28 protein-coding genes are annotated in these 24387 nt (G+C 45.7%); 17 read left to right on the top strand and 11 right to left on the bottom strand.

From position 1 onward, the window contains the following. Positions 1-172: 172 nt before the first annotated feature. Positions 173-1147: an alpha/beta hydrolase gene (locus tag EHS89_RS02225; protein ID WP_124924469.1), complete on the bottom strand. Its 975-nt coding sequence runs from the start codon at positions 1145-1147 to the stop codon at positions 173-175. A gap of 238 nt (positions 1148-1385) precedes the next feature. On the opposite strand from EHS89_RS02225, the gene EHS89_RS02220 reads away from it, so the two are divergent. Then, entirely contained in the window at positions 1386-1826 is a 441-nt protein-coding gene (locus EHS89_RS02220; RefSeq protein ID WP_124924468.1) for a DMT family transporter, read from the top strand. A 1117-nt stretch (positions 1827-2943) separates the two neighbouring features. Here EHS89_RS02220 and EHS89_RS02215 read toward each other — a convergent pair. Next, entirely contained in the window at positions 2944-3147 is a 204-nt protein-coding gene (locus EHS89_RS02215; protein ID WP_124924467.1) for a hypothetical protein, read from the bottom strand. A gap of 340 nt (positions 3148-3487) precedes the next feature. On the opposite strand from EHS89_RS02215, the gene EHS89_RS02210 reads away from it, so the two are divergent. Further along, positions 3488-4069 (top strand): NADPH-dependent FMN reductase, encoded by a 582-nt coding sequence (locus EHS89_RS02210; RefSeq protein ID WP_124924466.1) that lies wholly within the window; start codon positions 3488-3490, stop codon positions 4067-4069. A gap of 85 nt (positions 4070-4154) precedes the next feature. Beyond that, positions 4155-4754, top strand: a complete 600-nt coding sequence (locus EHS89_RS02205) for a DUF938 domain-containing protein (RefSeq protein ID WP_124924465.1) — start codon at positions 4155-4157, stop codon at positions 4752-4754. A 58-nt stretch (positions 4755-4812) separates the two neighbouring features. Here the strand turns inward: EHS89_RS02205 and EHS89_RS02200 are convergent, their stop codons facing one another. Both EHS89_RS02200 and EHS89_RS02195 read right to left on the bottom strand, forming a co-directional pair. Further along, entirely contained in the window at positions 4813-5019 is a 207-nt protein-coding gene (locus EHS89_RS02200; RefSeq protein WP_124924464.1) for a cold-shock protein, read from the bottom strand. Between the two features lie 550 nt (positions 5020-5569). Then, positions 5570-6127, bottom strand: a complete 558-nt coding sequence (locus EHS89_RS02195) for a DUF2058 domain-containing protein (RefSeq protein ID WP_124924463.1) — start codon at positions 6125-6127, stop codon at positions 5570-5572. 534 nt (positions 6128-6661) lie between these two features. Here EHS89_RS02195 and EHS89_RS02190 point away from each other — a divergent pair. From EHS89_RS02190 to EHS89_RS02180, 3 genes are all read left to right on the top strand, one after another. Continuing rightward, on the top strand, positions 6662-6877 hold the full coding sequence (locus EHS89_RS02190; protein ID WP_124924462.1) for a cold-shock protein: 216 nt from the start codon (positions 6662-6664) through the stop codon (positions 6875-6877). A gap of 167 nt (positions 6878-7044) precedes the next feature. Then, entirely contained in the window at positions 7045-7593 is a 549-nt protein-coding gene (locus tag EHS89_RS02185) for an LOG family protein (RefSeq protein ID WP_124924461.1), read from the top strand. A 167-nt stretch (positions 7594-7760) separates the two neighbouring features. Beyond that, positions 7761-8144: an acyl-CoA thioesterase gene (locus tag EHS89_RS02180; RefSeq protein WP_124924460.1), complete on the top strand. Its 384-nt coding sequence runs from the start codon at positions 7761-7763 to the stop codon at positions 8142-8144. Between the two features lie 99 nt (positions 8145-8243). Here EHS89_RS02180 and EHS89_RS02175 read toward each other — a convergent pair whose 3' ends face one another. The 3 genes from EHS89_RS02175 to EHS89_RS02165 form a co-directional block, all read right to left on the bottom strand. Then, positions 8244-8831, bottom strand: coding sequence for a YceI family protein (locus EHS89_RS02175; protein ID WP_124924459.1), 588 nt, complete (start codon positions 8829-8831; stop codon positions 8244-8246). Further along, complete coding sequence (locus EHS89_RS02170) at positions 8828-9394, bottom strand: cytochrome b (protein WP_124924458.1); 567 nt, start codon at positions 9392-9394, stop codon at positions 8828-8830. The genes EHS89_RS02175 and EHS89_RS02170 overlap by 4 nt, the downstream gene beginning before the upstream one ends. A gap of 105 nt (positions 9395-9499) precedes the next feature. Continuing rightward, positions 9500-10078 (bottom strand): flavodoxin family protein, encoded by a 579-nt coding sequence (locus EHS89_RS02165; protein WP_229753495.1) that lies wholly within the window; start codon positions 10076-10078, stop codon positions 9500-9502. A 118-nt stretch (positions 10079-10196) separates the two neighbouring features. On the opposite strand from EHS89_RS02165, the gene EHS89_RS02160 reads away from it, so the two are divergent. Next, the gene (locus tag EHS89_RS02160; RefSeq protein WP_124924457.1) at positions 10197-11108 is read left to right on the top strand and encodes a LysR family transcriptional regulator; all 912 of its coding nucleotides are present in this window, start codon (positions 10197-10199) and stop codon (positions 11106-11108) included. A 92-nt stretch (positions 11109-11200) separates the two neighbouring features. After that, entirely contained in the window at positions 11201-13327 is a 2127-nt protein-coding gene (locus EHS89_RS02155; RefSeq protein ID WP_124924456.1) for a NosR/NirI family protein, read from the top strand. An 8-nt stretch (positions 13328-13335) separates the two neighbouring features. On the opposite strand, the gene EHS89_RS02150 is transcribed toward EHS89_RS02155, so the two are convergent. Together EHS89_RS02150 and EHS89_RS02145 are read right to left on the bottom strand one after the other, a co-directional pair. Then, the gene (locus tag EHS89_RS02150) at positions 13336-13935 is read right to left on the bottom strand and encodes a LysE family translocator (RefSeq protein WP_124924455.1); all 600 of its coding nucleotides are present in this window, start codon (positions 13933-13935) and stop codon (positions 13336-13338) included. Between the two features lie 133 nt (positions 13936-14068). Further along, complete coding sequence (locus EHS89_RS02145; protein WP_124924454.1) at positions 14069-14977, bottom strand: LysR family transcriptional regulator; 909 nt, start codon at positions 14975-14977, stop codon at positions 14069-14071. Between the two features lie 63 nt (positions 14978-15040). Between EHS89_RS02145 and EHS89_RS02140 the strand changes: the two genes are divergently transcribed. Both EHS89_RS02140 and EHS89_RS02135 read left to right on the top strand, forming a co-directional pair. Further along, positions 15041-15367: a hypothetical protein gene (locus tag EHS89_RS02140; protein ID WP_124924453.1), complete on the top strand. Its 327-nt coding sequence runs from the start codon at positions 15041-15043 to the stop codon at positions 15365-15367. Between the two features lie 99 nt (positions 15368-15466). Next, positions 15467-15748 (top strand): peptidylprolyl isomerase, encoded by a 282-nt coding sequence (locus EHS89_RS02135; RefSeq protein ID WP_124924452.1) that lies wholly within the window; start codon positions 15467-15469, stop codon positions 15746-15748. A gap of 300 nt (positions 15749-16048) precedes the next feature. Here the strand turns inward: EHS89_RS02135 and EHS89_RS02130 are convergent, their stop codons facing one another. Next, complete coding sequence (locus tag EHS89_RS02130) at positions 16049-17032, bottom strand: ChaN family lipoprotein (protein ID WP_124924451.1); 984 nt, start codon at positions 17030-17032, stop codon at positions 16049-16051. Between the two features lie 77 nt (positions 17033-17109). On the opposite strand from EHS89_RS02130, the gene EHS89_RS02125 reads away from it, so the two are divergent. After that, on the top strand, positions 17110-17352 hold the full coding sequence (locus EHS89_RS02125) for a hypothetical protein (protein ID WP_124924450.1): 243 nt from the start codon (positions 17110-17112) through the stop codon (positions 17350-17352). Between the two features lie 3 nt (positions 17353-17355). Here EHS89_RS02125 and EHS89_RS02120 read toward each other — a convergent pair whose 3' ends face one another. After that, positions 17356-17778: a PilZ domain-containing protein gene (locus tag EHS89_RS02120; protein ID WP_124924449.1), complete on the bottom strand. Its 423-nt coding sequence runs from the start codon at positions 17776-17778 to the stop codon at positions 17356-17358. A gap of 292 nt (positions 17779-18070) precedes the next feature. Here EHS89_RS02120 and EHS89_RS02115 point away from each other — a divergent pair, with 292 nt between their 5' ends. The 6 genes from EHS89_RS02115 to hypF all read left to right on the top strand — a co-directional run bounded on the left by EHS89_RS02115 (position 18071) and on the right by hypF (position 24289). After that, positions 18071-19042 (top strand): MBL fold metallo-hydrolase, encoded by a 972-nt coding sequence (locus EHS89_RS02115; RefSeq protein WP_188885232.1) that lies wholly within the window; start codon positions 18071-18073, stop codon positions 19040-19042. Between the two features lie 136 nt (positions 19043-19178). Then, a complete protein-coding gene (locus tag EHS89_RS20995; protein WP_170167367.1) occupies positions 19179-19328 on the top strand; it encodes a hypothetical protein in 150 nt (49 codons plus the stop codon). A 149-nt stretch (positions 19329-19477) separates the two neighbouring features. Next, positions 19478-20443, top strand: a complete 966-nt coding sequence (locus tag EHS89_RS02110) for a bifunctional helix-turn-helix transcriptional regulator/GNAT family N-acetyltransferase (protein ID WP_124924448.1) — start codon at positions 19478-19480, stop codon at positions 20441-20443. 2 nt (positions 20444-20445) lie between these two features. Next, complete coding sequence (locus EHS89_RS02105; protein ID WP_124924447.1) at positions 20446-21198, top strand: AzlC family ABC transporter permease; 753 nt, start codon at positions 20446-20448, stop codon at positions 21196-21198. Continuing rightward, a complete protein-coding gene (locus EHS89_RS02100) occupies positions 21191-21511 on the top strand; it encodes an AzlD domain-containing protein (RefSeq protein WP_124924446.1) in 321 nt (106 codons plus the stop codon). The genes EHS89_RS02105 and EHS89_RS02100 overlap by 8 nt, the downstream gene beginning before the upstream one ends. Before the next feature lie 372 nt (positions 21512-21883). Continuing rightward, complete coding sequence (gene hypF / locus EHS89_RS02095; RefSeq protein ID WP_211340284.1) at positions 21884-24289, top strand: carbamoyltransferase HypF; 2406 nt, start codon at positions 21884-21886, stop codon at positions 24287-24289. The last annotated feature ends 98 nt before the right edge of the window (positions 24290-24387 follow it).

Below are 24387 nucleotides of genomic sequence, written 5' to 3'. Positions count from 1 at the left end.
TTTCCTCGTTATCGATGGAAAACCGGATAGGTTCTTACTGTTGTGTGGATTGACACTCCTTGAGTGTTGGTCGTTAAGAGTCTATCTCGCTTTCTAGCGAACCTGTAAAAGCGAAACCTTTAGGCGGATCAATCAATTGATCCGCTTTTTTTTTGCTTGTTATAAGTGAAGTTTAACGCCCAAGTTTTATGCTCATTTCCTGGGCTGTAAAGCGTATCATTCGTTCTTGTAGTGTTATGCCATCAACCTCAATGCTGGCAATAGGTATGCTTTTGAAGCTGTGTTTGGCGCCGCTAATCGGATAAAAATCTAAGTTGTTTTTCTTCTTCTTCTCTTGCAGCCGGTCTACCAGCAGAGTCGAAGCTGAGAATGGCACTGTTTTGTCTTTAGTGCCATGCACAATAAACAGAGAGCGTTTGTGCTTATCAACAGCACTGATTTGGGTCAGGGCGCCCCAAAGGTTGATAACCACTTTCGGTTTTGGTGCTTTTTTATATAAGTGAAGATCGGGTAACAGATAAGCCAGATTTAACGCTGTAATTGCACCTGCAGAGCCGCCGGCAAAGGCTAGTTTATGGGTGTTTAGGTTGTAGCGTTTCTTCTGCTTAACCAACCACTTAACAGCTTGATAAGCATCCTGCGCGGCTGCTGCAGCGGCGCCACTTATCGCTAAAGCTAATGCGGGGTCGCTTGAGAAGCGGCCGCCATTGAAGTCAATATCGTTGTCCAAAGCGCCCTGATAAAAAGCGGTGGCTATTATTTCCCCTTGATTATCAATAACCGGTTGGCTGGTTTGGGTCAGTAATCGATAGTCGATAGCGGCAACAGCAAAACCGGTGGCAGCATAATCATGTGCGATGCTAACGATCTCTTCCTGTTTGCGGGTGCCTGAGGTAAAGCCTCCGCCGTGAATTAATAGCACAGTAGGGTGGCTACCGTTGCATGACTTTAGCTCACCGGTCGGTAGATAGAGATCCAGATAAAGGTCTTTTTCTCCTGTTGAGGTTGGCGCTGTGCCGTAGATGAGGCTTTTATGGGTTTGAACTGTGCAGCCGTAAATTGAATTATTCTCTTTAGGACTGGCCAGACAAGCTGTACTTATGAGAGTGGTGAGGGCTATTGAAATCCATTTCATCGATAAACTCATAGTATTCTCCTGACTAAGAGTGATTGATGCCGAAGCGGCTTATCAGCCTCAATCCTATGCATAAACAGAGGCGTAGTAAAATTTTGTTGTCTGTGTGTTTATGATCTTTGGGTCAGCCTATTCCCGGTCGAATATTTCATTGCCGAATGATGAAATCACATTAGTAAGTTTTCCTGAAGTTTAGTGCTAGCCGGTGTTACTCTGGCTTGAATAAATTAAGGTGTTAGAAGGGAAGGGGATGAACTGGTTTCTATTATTAGGGGCGATTGCGGTGGGCGCGGTAATTCCGGTTCAGGGGGCTTTGAATGCACGCCTTGGCGCAGAGTTAATACATCCAATGCAGGCAACGCTGGTTTCATATATAGGCGGAACGCTGGCTTGCATACTGGCATTGGTCGTTGTTCAGGCAAGTTTGCCGGACTGGAAAAGGCTGGTAGGGATTGACTGGTATCTCTATTGTGGTGGTTTTCTGGGCGTTATTTTTGTCAGTGGTATGCTCTACCTGATGCCTAAAATTGGTATCGCAAATATGCTTGCTGCTGCGATTCTTGGTCAGTTGGTCATGTCGCTGATATTTGATCACTTTGGATTTTTTGGCGGACTGGTGATTGAAGTAACCCCATCACGTATTTTTGGCGTGTTATTGCTATTACTAGGCTTGTATTTTATTCAACGATGAACCACTGGGTAGTGGTCTGATCCCTTATAGACGTTTTTAGAATTGTTACTGACGCAGACTGACAAATGTAGAGCATGGAGGCTAGGTACTATGCTGTTACAGGCTTTTATTTGTGTGGATTCTAAGCTCTGTCTTGAATCGTAAAAGTTTGTGTCGCCAACGGCGAACCTGTAAAGCGAAAATTTATGCGGACCAGTCTGACTGGTCCGCTTTTTTTTTGCCTGTTGAAAGCGCTATCTGACTTATCCCTTTAATGCTTGATTACCTCTGATCAGAGCTGTGTCATTCTGTCGCAGCTTGGATACAAGGCTATAAGTATTGATATTTGGTTGTTATCTTTAATACTTTTATCGGCTTTGGCGCTATAGCAGTGGTGCTTTAATTTTATCGCCTGGCTGGCAAGCGATTTATGTTCGTAAACAAGATTAGTGCTAAAAAAGGCAGGGGGTCTGTTAACAGGCCTAAAAAAACCGCCAAAGGCGGTTTTTTTAGTCATTGTTCTGGCTGTAGCACTCTAATCACTAAGTTCAATGGGGGGGAGGCTTAACTTTCGAGTGACTAACAGCCAAAACTACTAATACATATATCAATTACTATGCCTGATAATGTTTTTTTAAATAAAATCAATCAGTTATATTTGATGTTGGTCTTTGTGTGTCTAATTGATATTGTTGTTTGATGAAATACTGTCTCTAATTAAAGACTCTATTTTGCTATAACGTCTATAGTTATTATAAATCAACGACTTACACTGTCGCCAAAAGCTTTCACTTGCTTTAAAAACAATAGGTTAGCTCGTATTGAGGCGAACAATACTGAATAACAGGAAAACAGCGTGAATAGAGAGGGCAAGTGATGGTATCTGGTAGGAGCTGTATCTGTGTATAAGTTCTGGTGAAATACGTAAGTTTTATAGCGCATTCATGAACCAGTGAAACTGAAGTTATAGGACTTTTGTAAACTTGCTACGCTGGGGAGAGCAAAGGAGGGCTTTGCTAAAAAGGTTCAGACAAAAAAAACAGGCCCGTAGGCCTGCTGAAAAAAAAGAGCGAATGAGATTTGCCTGTGCTGGTCTAAACCAGACTGCAATAAGCTCTTAGAGAGAAGAGGGTAGTATTTAAATAGCAGCTGAGCGCTTGTTCATGGCTTTCATACACAGCTTGTAGTTGGCTGTGCTATACAGAGGGCCAAATGCAGGTACCTTTGATTTAACAGAGTCCTTGATAAACATAAATGCGTTGATAATCAGCTCAGCCTGTACTTCTGCACGCAGTGTTGCTGCCTGGTTATAAATGTCGCGATGATCTGTAACTGAGTTCATTTCTTGTACCATAAATCTGTAGATATATTCAGGCCTGGAACCATATTCTGCGCTTCGACCCGCAGCCAGGCTATTGCGATACTCTCTGTAACAGTTGAAAGTATCAAATGTGAAATGCATTTTAGACTTTGGTATAAGATTAAAAAAGTGATCAAATTTCAAACAAAAGGTGAAATTAATTCACCTATCTACTTCTTTGGGTTGGTATCCTGATTGTCTATCCCCAGCTTGGGTAGGTCATGTGCTTCAGACCTGCAGAGAAACCGTTACTATAGCCATAGGTGTAGCTTATCAGTTTAGTGAGCAGTTACTGAGTGTTGTTCTACCCGGAGATTATTGGATGAAAATTCTTGCGTTAGCAGGAAGTACCCGGCAGGAGTCTTTTAACAGGCTATTGTTAAAGGTTTCGGTTGAGGGAGCCCGTCAGGCAGGAGCGGAAGTTACGCTGGTCGATCTTACTGAATATGAGATGCCGCTCTTTGATCAGGATCTTGAGTATCGCGAAGGTGTGCCAGATGCTGCAGTTGAGTTAAAACAACTATTGATAAACCATCAGGGTTTATTGATTGCATCACCGGAATATAACGGTTTTCCTGCGCCTCTGTTAAAAAATGCCTTTGACTGGCTTTCCCGTCAGCAGAATGGGCATGAGCCTCCCTTGTTTGCTTTTAAAGGCAAAGTTGCATCTATAATGTCAGCATCACCCGGTACTGGCGGAGGAGCCCGTGGTTTAACGATGCTCAGGATTTTACTGCAAAACCTGGGGGTTATGACCATGCCTGAGCAAGTCGCTCTGGGACAGGCGGCGCAGGCGTTCAGAGAGGATGGTCGGCTTCATAATGATGAGATGCAGTTGGCGGTAGGAGCGCTGGGTTCAGATCTCTTTGATATGTTGTCAAAGCAGGCGACCCTTTTTGATTAAGAATATTTGAATAGATCGGGCCGACTTAATCAGATCGACTAAATCTGTGTGATTATTTCAGTTAAATTAATGGTGGAGCAGACTAGTGACATTGATTAATTTTGCGCCTGCGGCTGAGCGTAATGGCAGGGTCATTCTTGAGCAATTACAGAGTCTGCTTCAGCCTGATAGTCGCGTACTTGAGTTGGGCAGCGGCTCAGGCCAGCACGCCCTGCTGTTTAGTCAGTATCTGAAGACTGTTCGGTGGTTCCCGTCAGAGACCTCTGAGGCTTTTTCAGCGTTAGCGTGTAACTTGAAGCGGCATACAGAGGGCTTAATAGAGCAACCATTGATAATCGATGTCGGTGAGCGTAGCTGGCCTCTTGAGTATAGAGTTGATGCAATTTTTACGGCAAATACCCTGCATATTATTAGTTGGGATAAGGTTGAGGCGTTGTTCAAAGGTAGTGGCTTGTATCTTTTGTCAGGAGGGCTTTTGATTACCTATGGTCCTTTCAGATATCAGGGGGAGTTTACCAGTGAAAGTAATGCACAATTTGATACATGGTTGAAGCAGCGAGATAAGAAAAGTGGGATCAGGGATATCTCTGAGCTTGCAGAGGTCGCGGAAAAGGCCGGTTTAAAGCTGCTACAGGATATAGCCATGCCTGCGAATAATCAGTTATTGGTCTGGCAGAAGTTGTAATTTAACTGGAGAGAAAACAGACTGTAGCCGGTGTGGCTACAGCCGGCATTTGCGTCAGTTACAGAATAGTAACATTTTCCGCTTGTGGGCCTTTCTGGCCCTGAGTAACTTCGAAAGAAACCTGCTGGCCTTCGTTCAGGCTTTTGAATCCGTCAGAGTTGATTGCACGGAAATGAACGAATAAGTCAGGACCGTTTTCCTGTTCGATGAAGCCATAACCTTTATCGGCATTGAACCATTTAACGGTACCAGTAGATGTAGACATAGTAGTATTTCCTACAGAAGTATTTTTTTAAAATTATAGTGTACGAATTTGTTCCGTAACACGGGTTAAGCTAAGAATGTAGGATCTACTATTTATGCCGCAGATAAGAACGCACTGGCTTGAGCAACTGTCGATCTGTTCAGGGGCATAAAAATCAGGCCGTACTTTCAAGCTGAACTCATTCTATGCGATTTATTATAAGAGTAAAAGTCTTATTTTATAGCTGTGATTGCCTTATAACTTGTTGTTAAATAATGTGTTTTTTGATTTTGTTATGCAGCTGATAAATCTTATAGCGCATCACTTGACGGCTATTTTGCTGATGTTTGTAGTTTTAGACTGAGAATAAGTCTTATTCCTTCTAAGTCGTTATCATTTAACGAATTTTTATGATTCTGGTGTCGGGCTTAAAAGCTCAGGGGGCTTGTAGCCTGATTAGCTTGTTCTTGAGACCGGTATGGCTGCTTGGCAGGTAAGGCTGAAGGGGGGACTGACATCAACGGAGCTAATTTCCGCTCCGTTGATGGGGGCATTTATAGCGAAGGTATAGTTACCACATCAGATCATCAGGGATCTGGAAGTCGGCATAAGGATCGTCGGGATCGATCTCTTCAACTTCTTGACGGCTAACAATCAGTTCTGGTCGGCGCTCGGTAATTTTGTCGGCAATGCCTGCCGGAATCAGAGTATAGCTGTCATTATTGTTAGCGATCGCGAGGTTGCCTTTTGCCAACTGATCCTGCAATTCTTTATCGACGTAAAGTTTTTTGATCTTAGTGCCATCAACAAAGTTGTATTCAACATCTCCATGCTCTGGAATGGCAATCAGGTTTTGTTTAATCATCTGTAAACAGGATGCATCGATAGAGCGTCGGGTCAGGTCATCTTCGCGTTGACGATTGAGCTCACGATCCCGTTCCAGTTTATCTGTTTTAGCTTTGGCGATCGCTTCTTCCCGCGCCAGGTCTTCCTGGTCTTTATAGACTTCGCCTTTTTTAACCGCTTTAGCTTTCTTGGTTTTTTTACGTTTCTCAGCTTTAGCTGTATTGGCCTGCTTTTTATTTGCCAGGCCGGCTTTTAATAGTTGATCTTGCAGAGAACCTGCCATCTTTCCTGTCCTGTATATTTCTCTTTCTGCTGCGCACTATAGCGAAGTATGTAATTGAGCTCCAGATGTGCTTTTTCTGATTGGGCTTAGGCCAGGCTATAGAGGGATCATCTGCTCTGTTAGGCAGTTTGCAAAAGTCCGGGTGTTTCACTGGATTGCCCTTCGCGCATTAAGTCGAATCCCGGCCATTGAAAAAGTATTTGAATTGTAGGCAGGCTTCTAAGACCAAAGTTAAAGATAGGGTGGTTGATATTTGATCTGGTACAAAACTATTACAAAAATTAGGGTTAATATCTTGAAAACAGAGGGCTTTAACAGTAAAAGGTTTAATCGGTTTGAAAAATAGCCAGGCTTCTTTGTAATAATTTTCTGAGTGATTGCTCATTTGGAAACTTTGTTGTGATGATGTTTGCGTATCTGCTTTGATTTTTATCAGTAGTTGTTGGTTATTGCCAACCTTCCAGATCGGTGTAATACCAGCGTTCTGTTTCAGGAATGCGGTGATAGTTATAAAAATAAAGTATTGGGGATTTTATGTCTGATCAACTTCTTTCAGGTGTCGTTAAATGGTTTAACGATGAAAAAGGTTATGGCTTCATTGAGCGTGAAAGTGGTGCTGATGTTTTCGTACATTATCGTGCTATTAACGGTACAGGTCGTCGCAGCCTGGCTGAAGGGCAGCAAGTGACTTTTGAAGTTACTCAGGGCCAGAAAGGCTTACAAGCTGAAAACGTAACTGTTACCGGCTGATTGAATCTGGTCTTCGGTGAGCCTTCACCGGAGACCTGCTTTACCGCCTCATAAATCGTTGTTAATTCGTTCTCGATTACCTCTGTCTTGTTTTATTCCCAGTAATACTTTCATATGTCTGCCTGATGGTATTGAATAGCCGCTGGCCTTTTATATAGATGATAAATATGACGATTAAACTGGCGGTATATTGCGGTGCATCCTCTGGCCGGAAGGGTGGTTCTTATCAGCTTCTGGCTGAACAACTTGGTGTTCTATTAGCGAAGCATAATATTGAGTTAGTTTATGGTGGTGCCAGTGTCGGATTGATGGGTATTGTTGCCGATGCGGTTTTATCTGCCGGAGGGCAGGTACATGGGGTTATGCCGCAGGTGCTGATAGATAAAGAACAGGCCCATAACAAGCTATCTGAATTACATGTGGTTGAAGATATTCATCAGCGTAAGGCGATGATGATGGAACTGTCTGATGCCTTCATTGCGCTGCCTGGTGGTACCGGCACCCTGGAAGAGTTATTCGAGGTCTGGGCCTGGCGTCAAATAGGCATTCACTCTAAGCCATTTGGCTTACTCAATATCGATGGGTACTACGATCATTTGCTCCGATTTCTGGACCATGCTCAGCAAGAGGCCTTTATTCGCTCTGAATATAGGGAGTATCTGTTAACCGGGTCGGATCCTGAAGCTTTGTTACAGAAATTGATCAATGCTGTTTAATCCTGAGTAAGATTACTGGATTATCCCTTCAGTATTAAGCTCTGGTCTGTTCGGGAGAATAATTGCCTCCTGTTATACTTTCACTGTTAATCCGATGTAATCGTTTCAGATACGGAATAGCCCGAGCTTTTTTAATATGCTTATTTGAATTAGAGTCTGGAGTACTAATGCAAACAATGCCGGCTGGAATTCCAGCCTTGAGAACCGTCGCGATGCCGGGAGATACTAACCCAGATGGTGATATTTTTGGTGGTTGGACAATGTCACTAATGGATCTTGCCTGCGGTACTTTTGCCTCTCAGGAAGTAAAGGGGCGGGTAGTGACTGTCGCGGTTGATGCGATGACGTTTCATAAACCCGTTAATGTGGGAGATGATGTCAGCTGCTTTTGCCATGTTGAACGTTTTGGTTCCACTTCGCTGGTCGTGCATGTGGAAACCTGGGTGCAAAGGCATCACAGTGAGCTGATAGAGAAAGTGACAGAGGGTAAATTCACCATGGTCGCCATTAATGAATATGGCAAGCCGAGACCTATTCTGGCACCTATCTGATTAACCCATATGACTATCGATTCTAAGAACTAAAAAACGCGCTATCACCTGAGTGACTAGCGCGTTTTTTTTGTCGGCTATTAATCTTTAGTCAATTGCTTACTGACGAATACCTTCGACATGCAGTTCCATGTAAACCGTTTCTGATGCCGGTCCAAGGTTCTTGGTAATGCCGAAATCTTTCATTTTAAATTCAGTCGTCCCGGTAAAGCCTGCGCGATAGCCGCCCCATGGGTCCTGACCTTCGCCAATTTTAGAAACCTTCAGCTCAACAGCTTTAGTTACACCGTGTAGCGTCAGGTTGCCATTCATTACCGCAGTGCCATCAGCGTTGGCGTTGAAGCTAGTGCTCTTAAAGGTCGCTTTAGGGAAGTTGCTAACATCAAGGAAGTCGCCGCTACGAATATGCTTGTCACGTTCAGCGTGATTTGAGTCAACGCTGGCTGTATCGATCTCTACATTGACATTTGCAGCAGATGGATTAGCTTCATCGTAGCTGAATTGTCCGCCAAACTCGTTGAAACGACCTTCTAACCAGCTATAACCCAGGTGGCTAACCTTGAAGTTAATTGAAGCGTGAGCGCCTTTAGTATCAATGGTGTAGTCTGCAGCCTGAACAGTAGTAGCAAAAGTGCCAGCCAGAGTGCCTGTCAAAATAGCGCCAGCAATCAAGTTCTTCATTTTCATGAGTTAGTCTCCTGATGCATGCCAAGCATGCGTTTAAGGGTGTTGTCTTTGTTTATATAGTGGTGCTTAAGCGCTGCAAGTGCATGCAGGCCAGCCAGAATAATAAGGGTTGTGGTGCTTAAGTAATGGATCTCGCCAGCAATATCTTCCTGGTTTTCAGTAACGGCAGGCAGTGCAGGTACTTCAAACCAGTTGAACACAGCAATAGCTCTGCCGTCGGCGGTTGAGATCATGTAACCGGAAACCAGTGCTATCAGTAGCAACAGATAAAGTCCTGAATGGGCTAGCTTAGTAATAAGCAGCAGTAGCTTTGGTTGCTCTAAAGCCTGTGGCTTTTTATTAATCGTTTGCCATAGCATCCGTACTATCAGTAGGCTCATTAGGATCAGGCCGATACTTTTATGCCATTGAGGAACGGTACGATAGGCAGGGTCGTAATAATCCAGCGTATCGATGTAGAGTCCTAACGGATACATCCCGATGATGATCAGCGCCATGCCCCAATGGATGGCAATAGAGCCCAGGCCATATTGGTGGGTGTCATTTTTTACAGGTAATGCCATAAATAATCCGGATGTAACAAACTGATTTATTGAGTTATTTTGTGACAATGCTAACAAGAAACAGTTCTCATTAGCATTGTTGTTTTTTTATGAACCGATTACAAATTACTGTTTCCAGCGCAGTGCAGCAATTGCAACGCGGGCGCCCAGTGCTTGCGCGGTATCCCTGTCGGCTTGAGGTGGCGTGATTTCAGCACCCTCATCGGCATTGCTTTGTGCCATAGCGCCTAAGTAACTACCGATACGATTCAGGTCTTCAGGGCTACCCTGACTGCTGTTATTACCGGCGGTCAGGCCCAGGCTGACCCAGTTCATACCTTGTTGAGCGGCGTAAACCGATAGTTGTATCAGGGTGTTGAGTTTATCACCGCTCTGGCTCGCTGAGTTGGTAAAGCCGGCAGCAAGCTTGTCTTTCCAGCCCTGCTCCATCCAGACTTTAGAGCTGGCATCCATGAAGGTTTTAAACTGACCGCTGACACTGCCCATATAGGTTGGTGAGCCAAAAATAATTGCATCGGCTTCTGCCAGAGCGTCCCAGTTCAGATTATCTAAGTCAGCTACCGAAATGGTTTGTGCTACTGCACCTGCGTTTTCAACGCCGGTGGCAACTGCTTGTGCCAGTACTTCGGTGTGGCCGTAACCGCTATGGTATGCGATAGCTACTTTTACTTGTTCAGTCATCATATTCTCACTGTATCTTTTAAAGTTCTGTTCTGACGTTTTGTTCGGGCCGGCCGGGCTGGATGAAAACAATATACTGGGGCATACTTAATTCATAAAATGAATAAAAGTGATTTTCATTATGCGTGAAGTGAATTTGAGGTCGGTTGACCTCAATCTGTTGGTGGTATTGTTGCAGTTGCTGGAGACTCGACACGTCACCCGGGCAGCTGAAATGCTACATATGAGTCAGCCAGCTGTCAGCAGGGCTTTGCAGCGGTTAAGGACAACCTTTGATGATCCTTTGCTGGTGCGGACTACTCAGGGTTTTGATCTGAGCGCCAGGGCTGAGGAGTTGCTGCCCCGGCTGCAACAATTATTGGCAGGCCTGAGCCAGCTGATAGCAGAGCCTGAGTTTGTTCCTTCTGAAGCTAAAGATGTGGTTCGGGTTTATGGTCTTGATTTGGAAGTCGCATGTTTTGTGTCACCTTTAATTCAGGTGTTGCGTCGTGAAGCGCCCTGGATGCGGCTAGAGGTCAGAACTGAGCCCAGGGATCACTTTGAACTGCTGGAACAGGGTGATGTGCATTTTTGTGTAACGGGAATGTCGCCAAAAACAACAGAGGATCAGTATCGTCGGCTGTTGATTGGTCAAACAACGTCGGTGTGTGTGATGTCGGCAGATCACCCTCTGGCGGATTCAGATCTGACCTTAGATAAATACCTGACAGCCAGCCATGGGCTGGTCTCCATTACTGGTCGGGGGCCTGGTGTTGTAGATGACAGGCTTGCAGCATTGGGCAAAAAAAGACACCTGGCCCTGCGATTATCTAACTTCATGACGGTAGCTGATTTTTGCGAGCACACCGATCTTTTGTTTGTTTTACCTGAAATAGTTGCTCAAAAAGTTGTGCAAGGACGGAATATCGTTTTGAAGCAGGTACCGGAAGAGTTACATAGCCCGGTGATTAATTTTTATCTTTACTGGCATGAGCGTTACCACCGTGACCCGATGTGCCGCTGGATACGGCAGCGGATTTTAGAGGTGATATAGCACCAAAGTGCTGTCTTAGCAGCCTGAAAGTAGAATGGCTCCTCACCGCCTTATTACCGGATTATCAAAGATCGGTCAGGCGGAGTCAGAAGATGCGTTGCTTATCATTCATTAAACATATTGCCCTGTGTGGTTTGCTGATATTCAGCAGCTTATTACAGGCGAATCCTTCTGAAGCAGATATCCGTTCAATTTTTCCAAAGCTGACGCGTATAGGCGAGCCGCAACAGAACCCTCCTGTGTTGCCTGTATACCAGTTAGATCAGCTGTTAGGTTATATTTTTGAAACTAACGACCTGACTGATTTGCCAGGCTTTTCCGGTGAACGTATCAACATGCTGATCGGGCTGGATCCTCAGGGGCTGGTAGCTGGGCTAAAAGTGTTAAATCATCATGAGCCAATATTTATGCATGGCCTGGGTGAAAAGCCCATGGTCGGTTTTGTTAATCAGTATAAGGGCTTATCTGTTGCCAGCAGGATCATAGTAGATAGCAGACAATCCGGTAAGGATGATGGGAGTGGCACGGTCTTCATCGATGGGGTGACAAAAGCAACTGTCTCTGTGCTGGTGATGAATGATACGGTTCTGGCGTCGGCTTTAAAAGTTGCTCGGGCTTATCTGGATGGCTTTTACCAGCCGCCGGAAGCAGTCGTTAAAGAGACGGTCTTTCAACCCTATAACTGGCAGGCACTGCTGGAAACAAAACTGGTTAAGTCCTGGCCGCTATCGCTGACGGAGCTGGATCAGGGATTGCCACAAGAGCTGGCAGACTATCCGGATCCTGAATTAGAGCAGCTGACCGAAGAGCTTGATGTTGAAATGGGGGAGCTTGCCGGACAATATTTTTATACTTACCTGAATACACCTGTCACTGGACGCAATCTGTTAGGCGATTCAGAGTTCGGGCGATTGAAGCAGGTGCTGAGGCCTGGTGAACATGCATTGCTAGTCGCTTCAACGGGAATGTATAGCTTTCTGGAGCCAGGCTTTCGTCGGGGGACAGTACCGCAACGGCTAGGATTGCAGCAGAATGGTCTGCCTGTTGATATTCGTGATCTGGATTTCTTTGATGCGGGTATGCCTGATCTGGGTATTCCGGGTATGCAGCAGATGCGGATATTCAGGATCAAGGCACAGTCAGGCTTCAACCCTTCGCAGCCAATCACCCTGACCCTGAATCTGGATCTGGCCCGTAACCATCTACTCAGGGATCAGGCTCAATTTGAAAGTCGTCACCAGATGCCCGGTGAACTGTTTGATATTCAGGAGATCGTCGAGGTAAAGCCACAGCCGCTTTGGCAACGTTTATGGCAGGACCGGATACCGCAGGTGGTTTTATTGTTGGTGATTCTGACAGTAGTGAGTGCTGCCTTTATCTGGCAGCATCGGTTATCTGCCCATAGTCAGCTGATGCATAAAGTACGTTGGGGCGTTATGTTGCTGACCTTTGGATTTATTGGCATCTATGCGCAGGGGCAGCTGTCAGTGGTCAATATCTATACTTTGCTGTTGGAGCTGACTAATGGTTTTGATCTGCAGGTATTTCTACTCGACCCGGTTCTGTTTGTGCTCTGGAGCTATGTTTTTATTACGTTGTTCTTATGGGGGCGAGGCGTATTTTGTGGCTGGTTATGCCCGTTTGGAGTGTTGCAGGAGATTGTAGGTAAGCTCGCTAGCTGGCTCAAAATAAAGCAGTGGAAGGTTGCTCCGTTATGGCACAAGCGTTTGCAAAAGCTGAAGTATCTGATTCTTGTGGTGCTGGTGGGGAGTGCGTTCTGGTCTGTCAGTCTGGCAGAACGTCTGGCAGAAATAGAACCCTTTAAAACGACGATCACCTTGTACTTTGACCGTAGCTGGCCTTTTGTTGTTTATGCGCTGTTGCTGTTAGGCAGCGGTTTGTTCATTCATAAGTTTTTCTGCCGCTACCTTTGCCCTCTGGGTGCAGGTTTATCTGTACTGGGACGGTTGAGCTTATTCCGTTGGTTATATCGTCGTAGAGAGTGTGGTTCTCCTTGTCAGTTATGTAAGGTCCGTTGCGAGATTGATTCGATAAACCGGGACGGTAGCGTTGACTACAGCGAGTGTATTCAGTGTATGGAGTGTATCGTTATTCTTAATAATCCGGATCAATGCGCGATTGAAATGTCGCAAAACAAACAACGAAACAGGCAGCAACGTAACAAGGCGCAACAATCGATAGAGGCAGTGCAGCTGTAGTGCCTTTGTTACCCTAAGCCTAACTTTACACCCAATAGAACTAAGCCGCCGCCCACTATCCGCTCAAGGTTAGTGCGGATGCGCAGCATGGTCTGTTGAATGCCTGGTTGGGTCAGGATCATGATAATCAGGCTAAGCCAGCTAAGTTCAACAATGACCGGGGTTACGTAGTAAAGGATTTGCATCCACAGGCTGGTTACATCGGCCAGAATATGGCTGAAGATAGCGATGAACATGATCAGAATCTTTGGATTAAAGAGGCTGATCATCATGCCGGCAATAAAGGGGTTGCCACTGGCGTTCTGCTCAGTGTCATTATTGTTGTCCAGTGTGCGTGCAGCCAGATAGGTGAGACCCATATAGATAAGGTAGGCACTGCCCAGCCAGCGAATAGCATGGTACAGACCTGGTGTCTGTTCTATCAGGGCTGCCAGTCCAATTACTGAAAGCAGCACATGTATTGCCAGTGCTGTCGCCAGGCCTAAAGCGGTAATAAAGCCTTTGCGACGCGAGCCCTGCAAGGTATTGCGCAAAATAATCGCCGTATTCGCGCCGGGTACCATAGCCCCCATTAGCATTATGCCGGTAAAGATAAGCCATTCAGACATTGTAACTCCTCAAATAATGGGCAGAGTTTATCTGTTCAGTGATGGCTGTTCGAATGCTGAATATCTATAAGGGTTATAACTAAAACTGATGACCTTGTGTGTTCATAAATATGAAGAGTAGGCCTATGGATTGTTAGCGATAGTTTCGTAAACTGTGTAGCAGTCTTTCGCGCAGATAACGGTGGGCAGGATCGCCCTGTAGTCGTTGATGCCATATCAGATAGTAGTTGCTGGTCGGGACCGAAAGCCCTTCGGGTAGAGGTTTTACTTTAAGGTTGTATTGTGCGGCCAGGTGATTTGCAATATGGCTGGGCAGGGTGAGTATGTAATCAGTTCTGGCGGTTATCGCCATTGCTGAATGAATAAAGGGTACGGTGAGCATCATTCTTCTATTTAGCTTCAGTGCTTCTAATGCTTCATCCACGGCTCTTATTTTGTCTCCGCCGGCGCTGATTCCTATATGTCCGGCTGCTGTATAGTCGCTGATGCAAATGGCCTGTTGAGCCAGGGGGTGTTGTTGTCGTACCAGGCAACTATAGCCATCGCTACCCAGTTGCTTACCGTAGATATCACTTGGGACTGTATCTAGGATGCAGGCTGCCAGATCCATTCGTCCCTGGCGTAAACTATCAATCATACCCGGGTGCCAGAGATGAAAATGCAGGCTCAGACCGGGAGCGTCTTGTTGCAGGTCAGCCAGTAGCGAAGGCATCAGGTCATGGGTGATAAAGTCTGTGCTGGCAATATTGAACTCTCCGGTAAACCCGGCCGGTTCAAACTGACTGGGAACCAGTAAATTTTCCAGTTGGTTCAGAGCGGGAGGTAGTTGCTGCCAGAGTAACTCTCCCTTAGGTGTGAGTTGCATAGTATTACCTACGCGCACCATTAATTGATCATCAAATATGGATCTTAGCTGGCTAAGATTCCGGCTCATTGCCGGTTGAGTAATATGCTGTGCTGTGGCTGCAGCTGTCACGCTGCGGGAATACAGCAGATGATACAGTGAAATGAGCAGGTTTAGATTAATGCGGGAAAGTTCCATCGCCTAAGCATATCAGTATCAGTTATACCTAGAAAGCTCCTCAGAGGTATGAGCGGTTAAATTATGTATGACAAGATCATGTTATCAGTCCCGGACTTAAGTGATGAGCATTGGCTAAAAAGATCCTGGCTTAAACTAATCAAGCCGGTTGCGATTGATCTGAAATATATTCCTGATGCTAATCGTTGGCCGGAGCTTATTCTGCTGGCAAGAACTATCAGAGAGCAGCATAATGTGCCGGTATGGTTCTTGACTGATGCACCATTGGTTGAGGTTTACTCTGATCTGTGTGATCTGTTAGCTGGCGGGTTTGGTATTCGTCTTTATGCGGGTCAGGGGGATTTCTGTGAAGTGGTGAAGGCTTATAATAAGTTAAAGTCTGAAACATAGTGTAGGTTTACAATTCATAGTGCTGTTTGAGTTAGGCTTAAGAGAGCATCACTCGTAATATTGAATTTTTTTGAAAGATAATTGTAAGGATTAAGAAACATGGCTAGAGCAAGTGCCCGACATCTGTTGGTAAGTAGTGAAGTGAAGTGTGCAGAGCTGAAAGCTGAAATTGAAGCCGGTGCCGATTTTGCTGATGTAGCACGTCAAAATTCAAGCTGTCCTTCCGGCGGCCAGGGTGGTGATCTGGGTAGCTTTGGTCCGGGTCAGATGGTACCTGAGTTTGATAAGGTTGTTTTCTCAGCACCTATTGGTGAAGTGCAAGGGCCGGTTAAAACTCAGTTTGGTTATCACCTGTTGGAAGTAACCAGCCGCGAAGACTAATTACCTGCTTTAAAAGGTAATTAGTCCAAGGAACCTGCGAATAAGTCACAAGCTTTCTCAGTGAGCAGTAAATCGACTTAGTGCGCGAAAGGGAGCGCAGCGGAATGACAAGTCCTTTCCAAACGACCTGACAAAGCAGGAAGTCGATTTAATGCCCACCCCTTCTTTTTAGGGGGCTAGCAGAGCGATCCAATTACATTGTTAACAGTTTTCGACAGGCAACCAGCATGCCTGTAACTGTTGCCTCGAACTTGAATCGCTCTGTAAGCCTGAGGCGTTTAGGACTTGTTCGTAGGTTCCCTAATGCTCCGCTGTCTTTCTGAGCGGAGCGCAGTAGTCCTGATCACTGTATTTTGGTGTAAACATAATATAATCAGCAATTTGTGGGCTGGCGAAAGGATAGTCCTGAGCTGTTAATGCATGTTCATCTGCTTCTACCAACTGCACAGTTATAATCTCTCTTTTGTCTGCACCTAGTTGTACAAGGTGTTGTGCCACACCGGTATCTTTTCGTCCATGAAACCCTCCGGTAAACAGGATTGCCTGTTGAGTACTTGTTAGTTTTTGTGTGAGATTGTAGGCCATGCTGGCATCTCTGCTGATCTGAATTTCGACCATCGGTGCTAACTGATCAGTTGCGATGGTTTTGCAGTGACTTTCATATACCTGTTTCAGAATGGTTTGCTTAATATCTGATGATATCTTCGACACCGTAGTAAAGCGGGCTTCGTCTGGTTTAGCTCCCCGATAGATATCCATTAGTAGAGAGCGCTTCAGGTTGCCGCCCCGAATGTCGTTATTATTCTGGAGTGCGCTAACAACCAGACCTGAGTAATCCTTCCAGGGCCAGCCTTTGTCCGGCCAGTGTAATGCATCCTTTATCTCTTTATTGCTGCTACTTGCATTCAGTTGATTAAAGCCTGAGCTCTGTTGCTGGTTTAACATTTCAAGTACAACCCGTGTTGCACTGCTCTGTTGCAGGTCACCTAATAATTGACGCTCTAGTTTGTGGTGATCTGGATTGTCATGTTTTTCGCCGATCAGGATATAGCGATAGTTACCCAGTTGATTAATGAGTTGGGAGTAGCTGATATTGCTGTTGTTTTTAATATCAAAGATCTGACCGTTGAGGGGGTGGTCCTTTAACAGGGGGGATTGCCATTCTGTTTGAATGGTTTGAGACTGCTGTAGGCAGCCACTTAAAATAAGCAGTGAACAAATAGTAACCAGTATTTTGCTGAAAGCCGGCGTTAACCTGAATTTGTCAGCAGGTTTTGAAACCATTTTGATCTGATCCCCTTTTCAGCTGCGCGCAGCTGGAGTAACGTATTGGTAAAGTGATACTTCAAGAGGAACATAGCATGAAACAGGGGATAAAGGTCAGTGTACGCAAAAAAGGCGAACAGGGGCCCGGTGGTCAGGTTGATCCGGAAATGCAGAAGAAGATCGACGAGGCTGTCCACTTTGTGCATGGTTTGCGCAAAAAAGGGGATAATGTAAAGCAGATGATGGAGAAGTTGAACGATCACGACCACAAGCAGCCTGATGGAAGTGACTGGAGTTATGAATCACTACATGACTTTATAGAACAGCATCACCTCTGATAATTATTGAAGGCGCTCCATTGCGGGAAAGTCCGCTGCATGGCCGCTTATCCATTCTTTAGCCGCCTGCTCTGTTGAGAGCAGGCGTCCTTTTCTGTGTTGCTTCAGACGATAGCTCTCTATCTGGCATACCTGTTCGGCCATGCGGGCCGAGTATGCCTGTTCAGGATCATCAAAGCCGATTCCGATCAGATAACCTGACCTGCTTGTTTGGCACCAGATGATATGTCCGCTTACCGAAATAGGGGACTCTGTCAGGGTGATACTGATATCTACCACTGATCCCGGCTCAATATAATGCTCAGAAATACAACTAAGGCCACCGTCGCTCATCTCTCTGCTGAGCTCTGTCAGCGGTAAGGGGTGTCCTGCTGTCTGTAGCAGAATTGGTATTTCAATCGGGTGACGCCAGTAATGTCGTGGCATGAATCCACCTCACGGAGTCGATTGCTTAGAAGGGTTATCGGCGATGACTAGCCAGGCTTAACATTATTTTTTGCCTATTGTCTCTGTGAAGACCTGTATGCGACCTTAAGAAGTCCTTGCCTTGCTGTTATCAGAGAGTGCTTTAGCAGTGCTTGAATGGGCGTTTAAGAAAAGGACTAGGAACGGATTTAAACTGAAGTGTTAGCTCGGGATTAACCTATAGGCTTATATATCCCTAATAGTTATATCTATATAACTGTATTGGATAAGAAATGGCCAACAGGATGGATCTATGTCTGCACGATTACTAACCCGATTGAAGAAAGCGGTACTTGTTGCTGTGTTGTTTAGCCCTATGGGGCTGGTTCAGGCTTCCCCGGCAGATCGCTACCCAGAATCTATGCTCTACAGTAAGCCTGTCAAAGTAACTGACAACATATGGTCTGCTATCGGTGCGACGCAGTATTACAGCTATGAGAATGGTGGGCACAATAATAACCTCAGTTTTATCGTTGGCGAAGATGCTGTGCTGGTGGTTAATGGGGGCGCTGCATACCTGTTGGCGCAGGCATTACATGCTGAAATACGAAAAGTAACAGATAAGCCTGTGCTTTATGTGGTTGATGAAAATGGTCAGTCCCATGCAGCGTTAGGCAATAGTTACTGGAAAGAGCAGGGCGCAAAGATTATTGCACATGAGGATGCCGCCACTGAGATTGAACAGCATGGTGTTGAGGGTCTTGAGGAGCTTGGTAATATTTTAAAAGAGCAGATTCAAGGCACTGAGCTGGTTGAGATTGATACTCTCTTTGCAGATCAATTGGAGCTGGATCTGGGTGGCCTTAAGGTCAAGCTGATCCATTTTGGTCCGGCACATTCTATGGGTGACATCTCTGTTGTGGTACCAGATCGTAACGTTTTGATTGCCGGTGATATGGCATTTCACCAGCGTATGTTACCGGTGTTCCCTGATACGGATACTGCGGCCTGGCTTGATACATGGCATAGCCGTTTTGCTCCTTATGCAAAAGATATGATTATTGTGCCGGGACATGGGGATGTGACAGATTTTGCCACGGTAGACCGATATACCCGGGGTTATCTTGAATATATAAGGGTCAGGGTTGCAGAGCTGCTCGAGAACGATGGCAGCCTTGAAGATGCCTATGAAATTGATCAGAGTCCTTATGCCCAGCTGGAAACGTTCGATCAGTTGGCAGCAAAAAATGCAGGCAGAATCTTTGAAGCGATGGAGTTTGAATAGTTTTGACATAAAAGTCATTTTAACTGACATTTTTGTCGTTACGGTTGTTGTCTGAGTAGTTGGTATTTTAATTAAGTATTTAATATATAAAGACTTTTGAAGTATGGTCCTGTTTATGCCTTGTAGCAAGTAACTTATGAATTCTGCTGGAGAGTTACTTATGTCCCATGATGAGCAAGGCGTTGAAATGATTGGTGTTGTCCCTTCAATATTGATGGTGGTGGGAGGTCTGGCGGTTGCCATTCTGCCGTTGCTGGTTCAGATAGGTTTATTGATGTCTGCTTAAAGTAATCTGGCGTTGTTGATATAGAGAGGTTTGTTGCTTTCCGTTTAAATTATCGGCTTTGATCTCTTTGGGGGATATATATTCCCCCTTTTTTGTATTAATATGCGTAACAGGTTACGTAACTGGTTTTGTTATTTTAAGGTTGTCTGATGGATCACATGCAAAGTTTTGGCAGTCTGTCTCTGGGGAGTCGCTTAAAGCGACTGTCGGATAGTCTGGTTCAGGATGTTAATAATCTCTATAAAAGTCAGGGCATTGAGCTTAACCCGACTTTTTTTCCACTGTTCAACCTGCTTAATCAGCAAGGTGCCATCACAGTGACAGAGGCTGCTGAGAAGTTGGGTGTAAGCCATCCGGCTATTAGTAAGATCGCCCGAAAAATGTTGCTTGAAGGTTGGCTGACCAAAACAGCTGATAGTACCGATGAAAGGCGGCAGTTGCTGGCTTTAACGGCTAAAAGCGATGACCTTCTGATAACCATTGAGCCTGTCTGGCGTGAAATTAAAGAGTATCTGGATAAGTTAATCGCTTCTCAGGAGTATCCGTTACTGGCATCACTGGCTGAATTTGAAGGCTTAATTGAGCGGCAGGGTTTTTATCAGCCGGTTGTTGAACAGTTGGATCGGCGCCGTGATAGCCAGAAAATTACTGTAAAGGGTTGGGATGCCTCCCTGAGAGATGATTTTAAACGGCTGAATCTGGATTGGCTGAATGGTTATTTTAACGGGGAGCTAAATGAACTGGACCGGGAGGCGCTTGATAACCCAGAGGGGTATTACCTGTCCCGTGGTGGTTATGTCTGGTTTGCCCTTAGTGAAGATCATGACAAAGTTGTCGGATGTGTAGCGTTAGCGAATCATGGTGATGGGCTGTATGAGATTTCAAAAATGGGGGTAGAGGAGGTCTGGCAGAATACGGGTGTAGGGCGTGCACTTATGCTGACGGCTTTGGATAAAGCCCGTCAGTTAAATGCTGAAGAGGTCTATCTTGAATCCTCAACTAAGCTGGAGCGGGCGTTACATCTTTACAAGAATATGGGCTTTCGACAAATACCTCACCCTCAGGGCAAGTCAAAATATGACCGCTCAGATATCTATATGACATTGAAGCTTTGATTATGAATTCAAATGTAGCGACTGAAAACCTTGTGGTCATTCGGCGCCGGGAGATGCTGGATGGTGCAAAGGCGACCATTCCATTAATTATTGGTGCGATACCTTTCGGCATTATATTCGGTACTTTAGCCGAACCCAGTGGTTTATCTGCTCTGGGGGCATTGGCGATGTCGGTTATTGTTTTTGCCGGCTCCGGACAGTTTATTGCGTTGGGATTGCTGGCGGCAGGCGCTGCTGTGCCAGTGATTATCGCAACCACTTTTGTGGTAAACCTGAGGCACATACTCTATGCCGCTAATCTGGTGCCTAAGGTGCGCCATCTGCCTCAACGGTGGCGAATCATGATGGCGTTCGGACTAACCGATGAGACCTTTGCTGCTGTAAGTAGCCGATTTATGTTGCAGGATGATACCCGGCACGCGCACTGGTTTTATCTGGGGTCTTGGCTGGCTATGTATAGTAACTGGGTTTTCTGCACAGGGCTGGGAATTGCTCTGGGTGAATTGTTCCCGGATATGACCGAGTGGGGGCTGGATTTTGCTATGTCAGTGACTTTTATTGGCATGGTAATGCCCTATCTTAAAAGCCGGCCTATGTGGGCTGCTGTGATTGTCTCAGGAGCGGTCGCTATAGCAACTATTGCGCTGCCCCATAAGTTGGGGTTGATGGTTGCAGCGATCTGCGGCATTGCTGTAGGCCTGTCGTTACATATGTTGCTGAATGCAGCCGGGAAAAAGGAGAAGGGTGATGGATGAGGTCTTACTGATATTTGGCATGTTTCTGGTTACCTTCAGTGTGCGCTATGTGCTGTTTGCTGCAGCAGGGAAGGTTCATTTTCCTGGCTGGCTGAATATAGGGTTGGGATTTGTTCCGCCGGCGGTACTGACAGCCATCGCTGTTCCCGCTGTGCTTATGCCTCGTGGCGAACTTTGGTTGCAGCCTGATAATCCATGGCTGGTGGCGGGATTATTTGCTGCGATTATATCGGTCTGGCGCAGAGACCTGCTGACCACTATTGTTTCTGGTATGGCATTTTTTATGTTACTTCGGTTTGGTCTCGGCTTTTGAGTTTAGAGTTTTTTAATCAAGCGCTTTGAATCAAACGCTTTGAATCAAGCACTTTGAATACACAGTTTTCATATCATAATCCTCCAATCTTAGGGCCTTAAAAATGGCTTTATTGGTAAGCAGGTAACCGGCTTTGTTGCTCTGTTGTATCAATTCCTTCCATTTTCAGAAAAGCTTTGACTGTAACTATCCCCGTAACAGCTATGAATGCGTTATATTCGAGATGTTGGCATACAACTTGTAGTTACCTGGATGAATAAGTGCTTAGATGAGCAAACGCTCAGTACGCAAGTATTTCTATGGGCAAACGTACACTGAGCTGTTTGGCTGTATGTCTTTAGATGTTTATGACGCCTTGCACAGTGGGGATCTATTATTAACTGTTCAGCAGTAAGAGTCAGGATTAGTGGGCAGGTACAAGGGGTTGGCTTTCGCCCTTTTGTATATAACCTTGCCTGCCGCCTGGGGCTGAGAGGTGAGGTCGCTAATTCTCCGGCGGGTGTCGAACTGGTTATAGAGGGCGATGAGTCTGGTCTGACCCGGTTTCAGCAGCTGTTGTGGGATGAATTGCCACCAATGGCGCTAATCGAGCAGCTTAATAGTGAGCCGGTTCCTTTGTCGTATTTTGATAGTTTTAAGATTCTACCTAGTGCTAAAGGTGAAGTGTCCATTACAGCAACTCCGGATGCTGCTGTTTGCCCTGATTGCCTTGCTGAGCTGTTTAACCCTTCTGATCGGCGTTACCTTTATCCCTTTATCAACTGTACTAATTGTGGTCCCCGATACAGCCTTATCAAAGCGCTGCCTTATGACAGAACCAATACCACAATGTCAGCCTTTGATCTCTGTACTGCCTGTCTTAGTGAATATAATGATCCTGCAGACCGGCGCTTTCATGCTCAGCCAAACGCCTGCCCGGATTGTGGTCCGGGTTTAAGTTTTACAGATGAGAAAGGGCATTTTGTTAAGACGGGTGAACTGCATGATGAGTCTCTAATTGCTGCGGCTACGCTGATTAGGGCGGGTAAAATTGTTGCCGTAAAGGGGGTGGGTGGCTTTCATCTGATCTGTGATGCTCGCAATGCTGATGCAGTGGTGCGGTTACGGCAGCAAAAACAGCGTCCGGATAAGCCATTTGCGTTACTGGGTTTAAATACTGAATCCCTGAATACAGTAGTACAGCTTGATGATAATCGGCGCCAGCGATTGCAGGCTCAGGATGCGCCGGTGCTTCTCTGCCCCTGGCAAAAAGAAACCTCCCTTGATACTGAAAACAGGGATCTTATTGCTTCGGGTTTAAATTGGTGTGGGGTGATGTTGCCTCATAGCCCTTTGCATTTTTTATTACTGCATCAATTATGTGGAAGACCTGAAGCCAGTGACTGGCTTGAATCTGAACAGCAGCCTTTGTTAGTGATGACCAGTGCCAACCGTAGTGGAAATCCACTGATCACAGATAATCAGCAGGCATTAATTGAACTAAGGGGTATTGCCGACGGTTTTTTGCTACACAACCGTGACATTCATATTCGCTGTGATGATTCTGTCGTCAACGGTCTGTCTGACAGTATGCCAATAGTGCGTCGGGGGCGTGGGTTAGCTCCGCAGGTGATTCAACTACCTCAGTCCGGACCATCAGTATTGGCTACCGGTGCATTTTTTAAAAATACCATCTGTGTCACTAAAGGTGATAAAGCTTATGTGTCGCAGTACATTGGTGATCTGGATAATCCTGATTGCTGTCACTCGCTGTCAGAGATGGTTAATCATCTGATTCAGTTACTAGATGTTGTGCCACAACAGGTTGTCTGTGATCAGCATCCGGATTTTTTTAGTAGTCTTTTTGCCCGTCAGTTTGCTGAACGTCATGACTTACCGCTGCAATCAGTGCAACATCATCATGCTCATATTGCAGCGGTTATGGCGGAGCATCAGTTGAGCGGAGCGGTGCTTGGCCTGGCGTTAGATGGTTTGGGGTTGGGAGATTGCGATCAGCTTTGGGGTGGTGAATTATTACGGGTTGATGGCCGTGGTACTGAGCGCACAGGCCGTTTGTCATCACTTTTGTTGCCTGGGGGAGATAAAGCGGCAGCAGAACCCTGGCGGGTTGCAGCGGGGATGTTGTATCAATCCGGCCAATCAGATGAGATAGACAAGCGTTTTCATTATGCCGGAGTAGCAACGGTTAAACAGATGCTGAATCAGCATATTAACTGCCCCCAAACGAGTAGTGCGGGGCGTTTATTTGATGGGGTTGCTGCACTGTTAGGCTTATGCTCAATCAATAGCTATGAGGCGCAGGCGGCGATGCAGCTTGAGTCGGCGGCGTTAAGTTATGTTGAGCAATATGGCTGGCCTGAATGCGAGCCTCTGTTGTCAGCCGGTGTTGCAACTGATGTTGCTGCTGATAGCTCAACTATTGATAGTGCTGATATGACGCTGACAGAGTTGAACCTTGCGACGCTTCTCACGACGTTATCAGAGATAGAAGATCCACTCTATGGTGCTGCACTATTTCATCGTCAGTTTATCGATGGGCTGGGGTGCTGGGTATTTGACACAGTTCAGGCGTCGGGGATTAACAGAGTGGTTTTAGCTGGTGGCTGTTTTCTAAACCAGCTGCTGCTTCGAGGGCTAACAGAACAGCTTGAATTAAACGGCATTGAGGTGTTTAGTGCCGGTAAAATTCCCTGTAATGATGGGGGTATCAGCCTGGGACAAGCTCAGGTAGCTTTACAGCTATCACTGCCAGCTAACCGGCAGAACAGTAATTATTAGGCAAGTAATTATTAGGCACGTAATTAGAGCAGTAAGCAGGACGGATAGAAGAGCTATAAGCCGGACAGGCAATAGCAAAGTACGACAGAATTCTCAAA

Source organism: Amphritea balenae (assembly GCF_003858655.1).
Lineage (GTDB): Bacteria > Pseudomonadota > Gammaproteobacteria > Pseudomonadales > Balneatricaceae > Amphritea > Amphritea balenae.
This window is presented reverse-complemented; position numbering and strand designations above follow the sequence as displayed.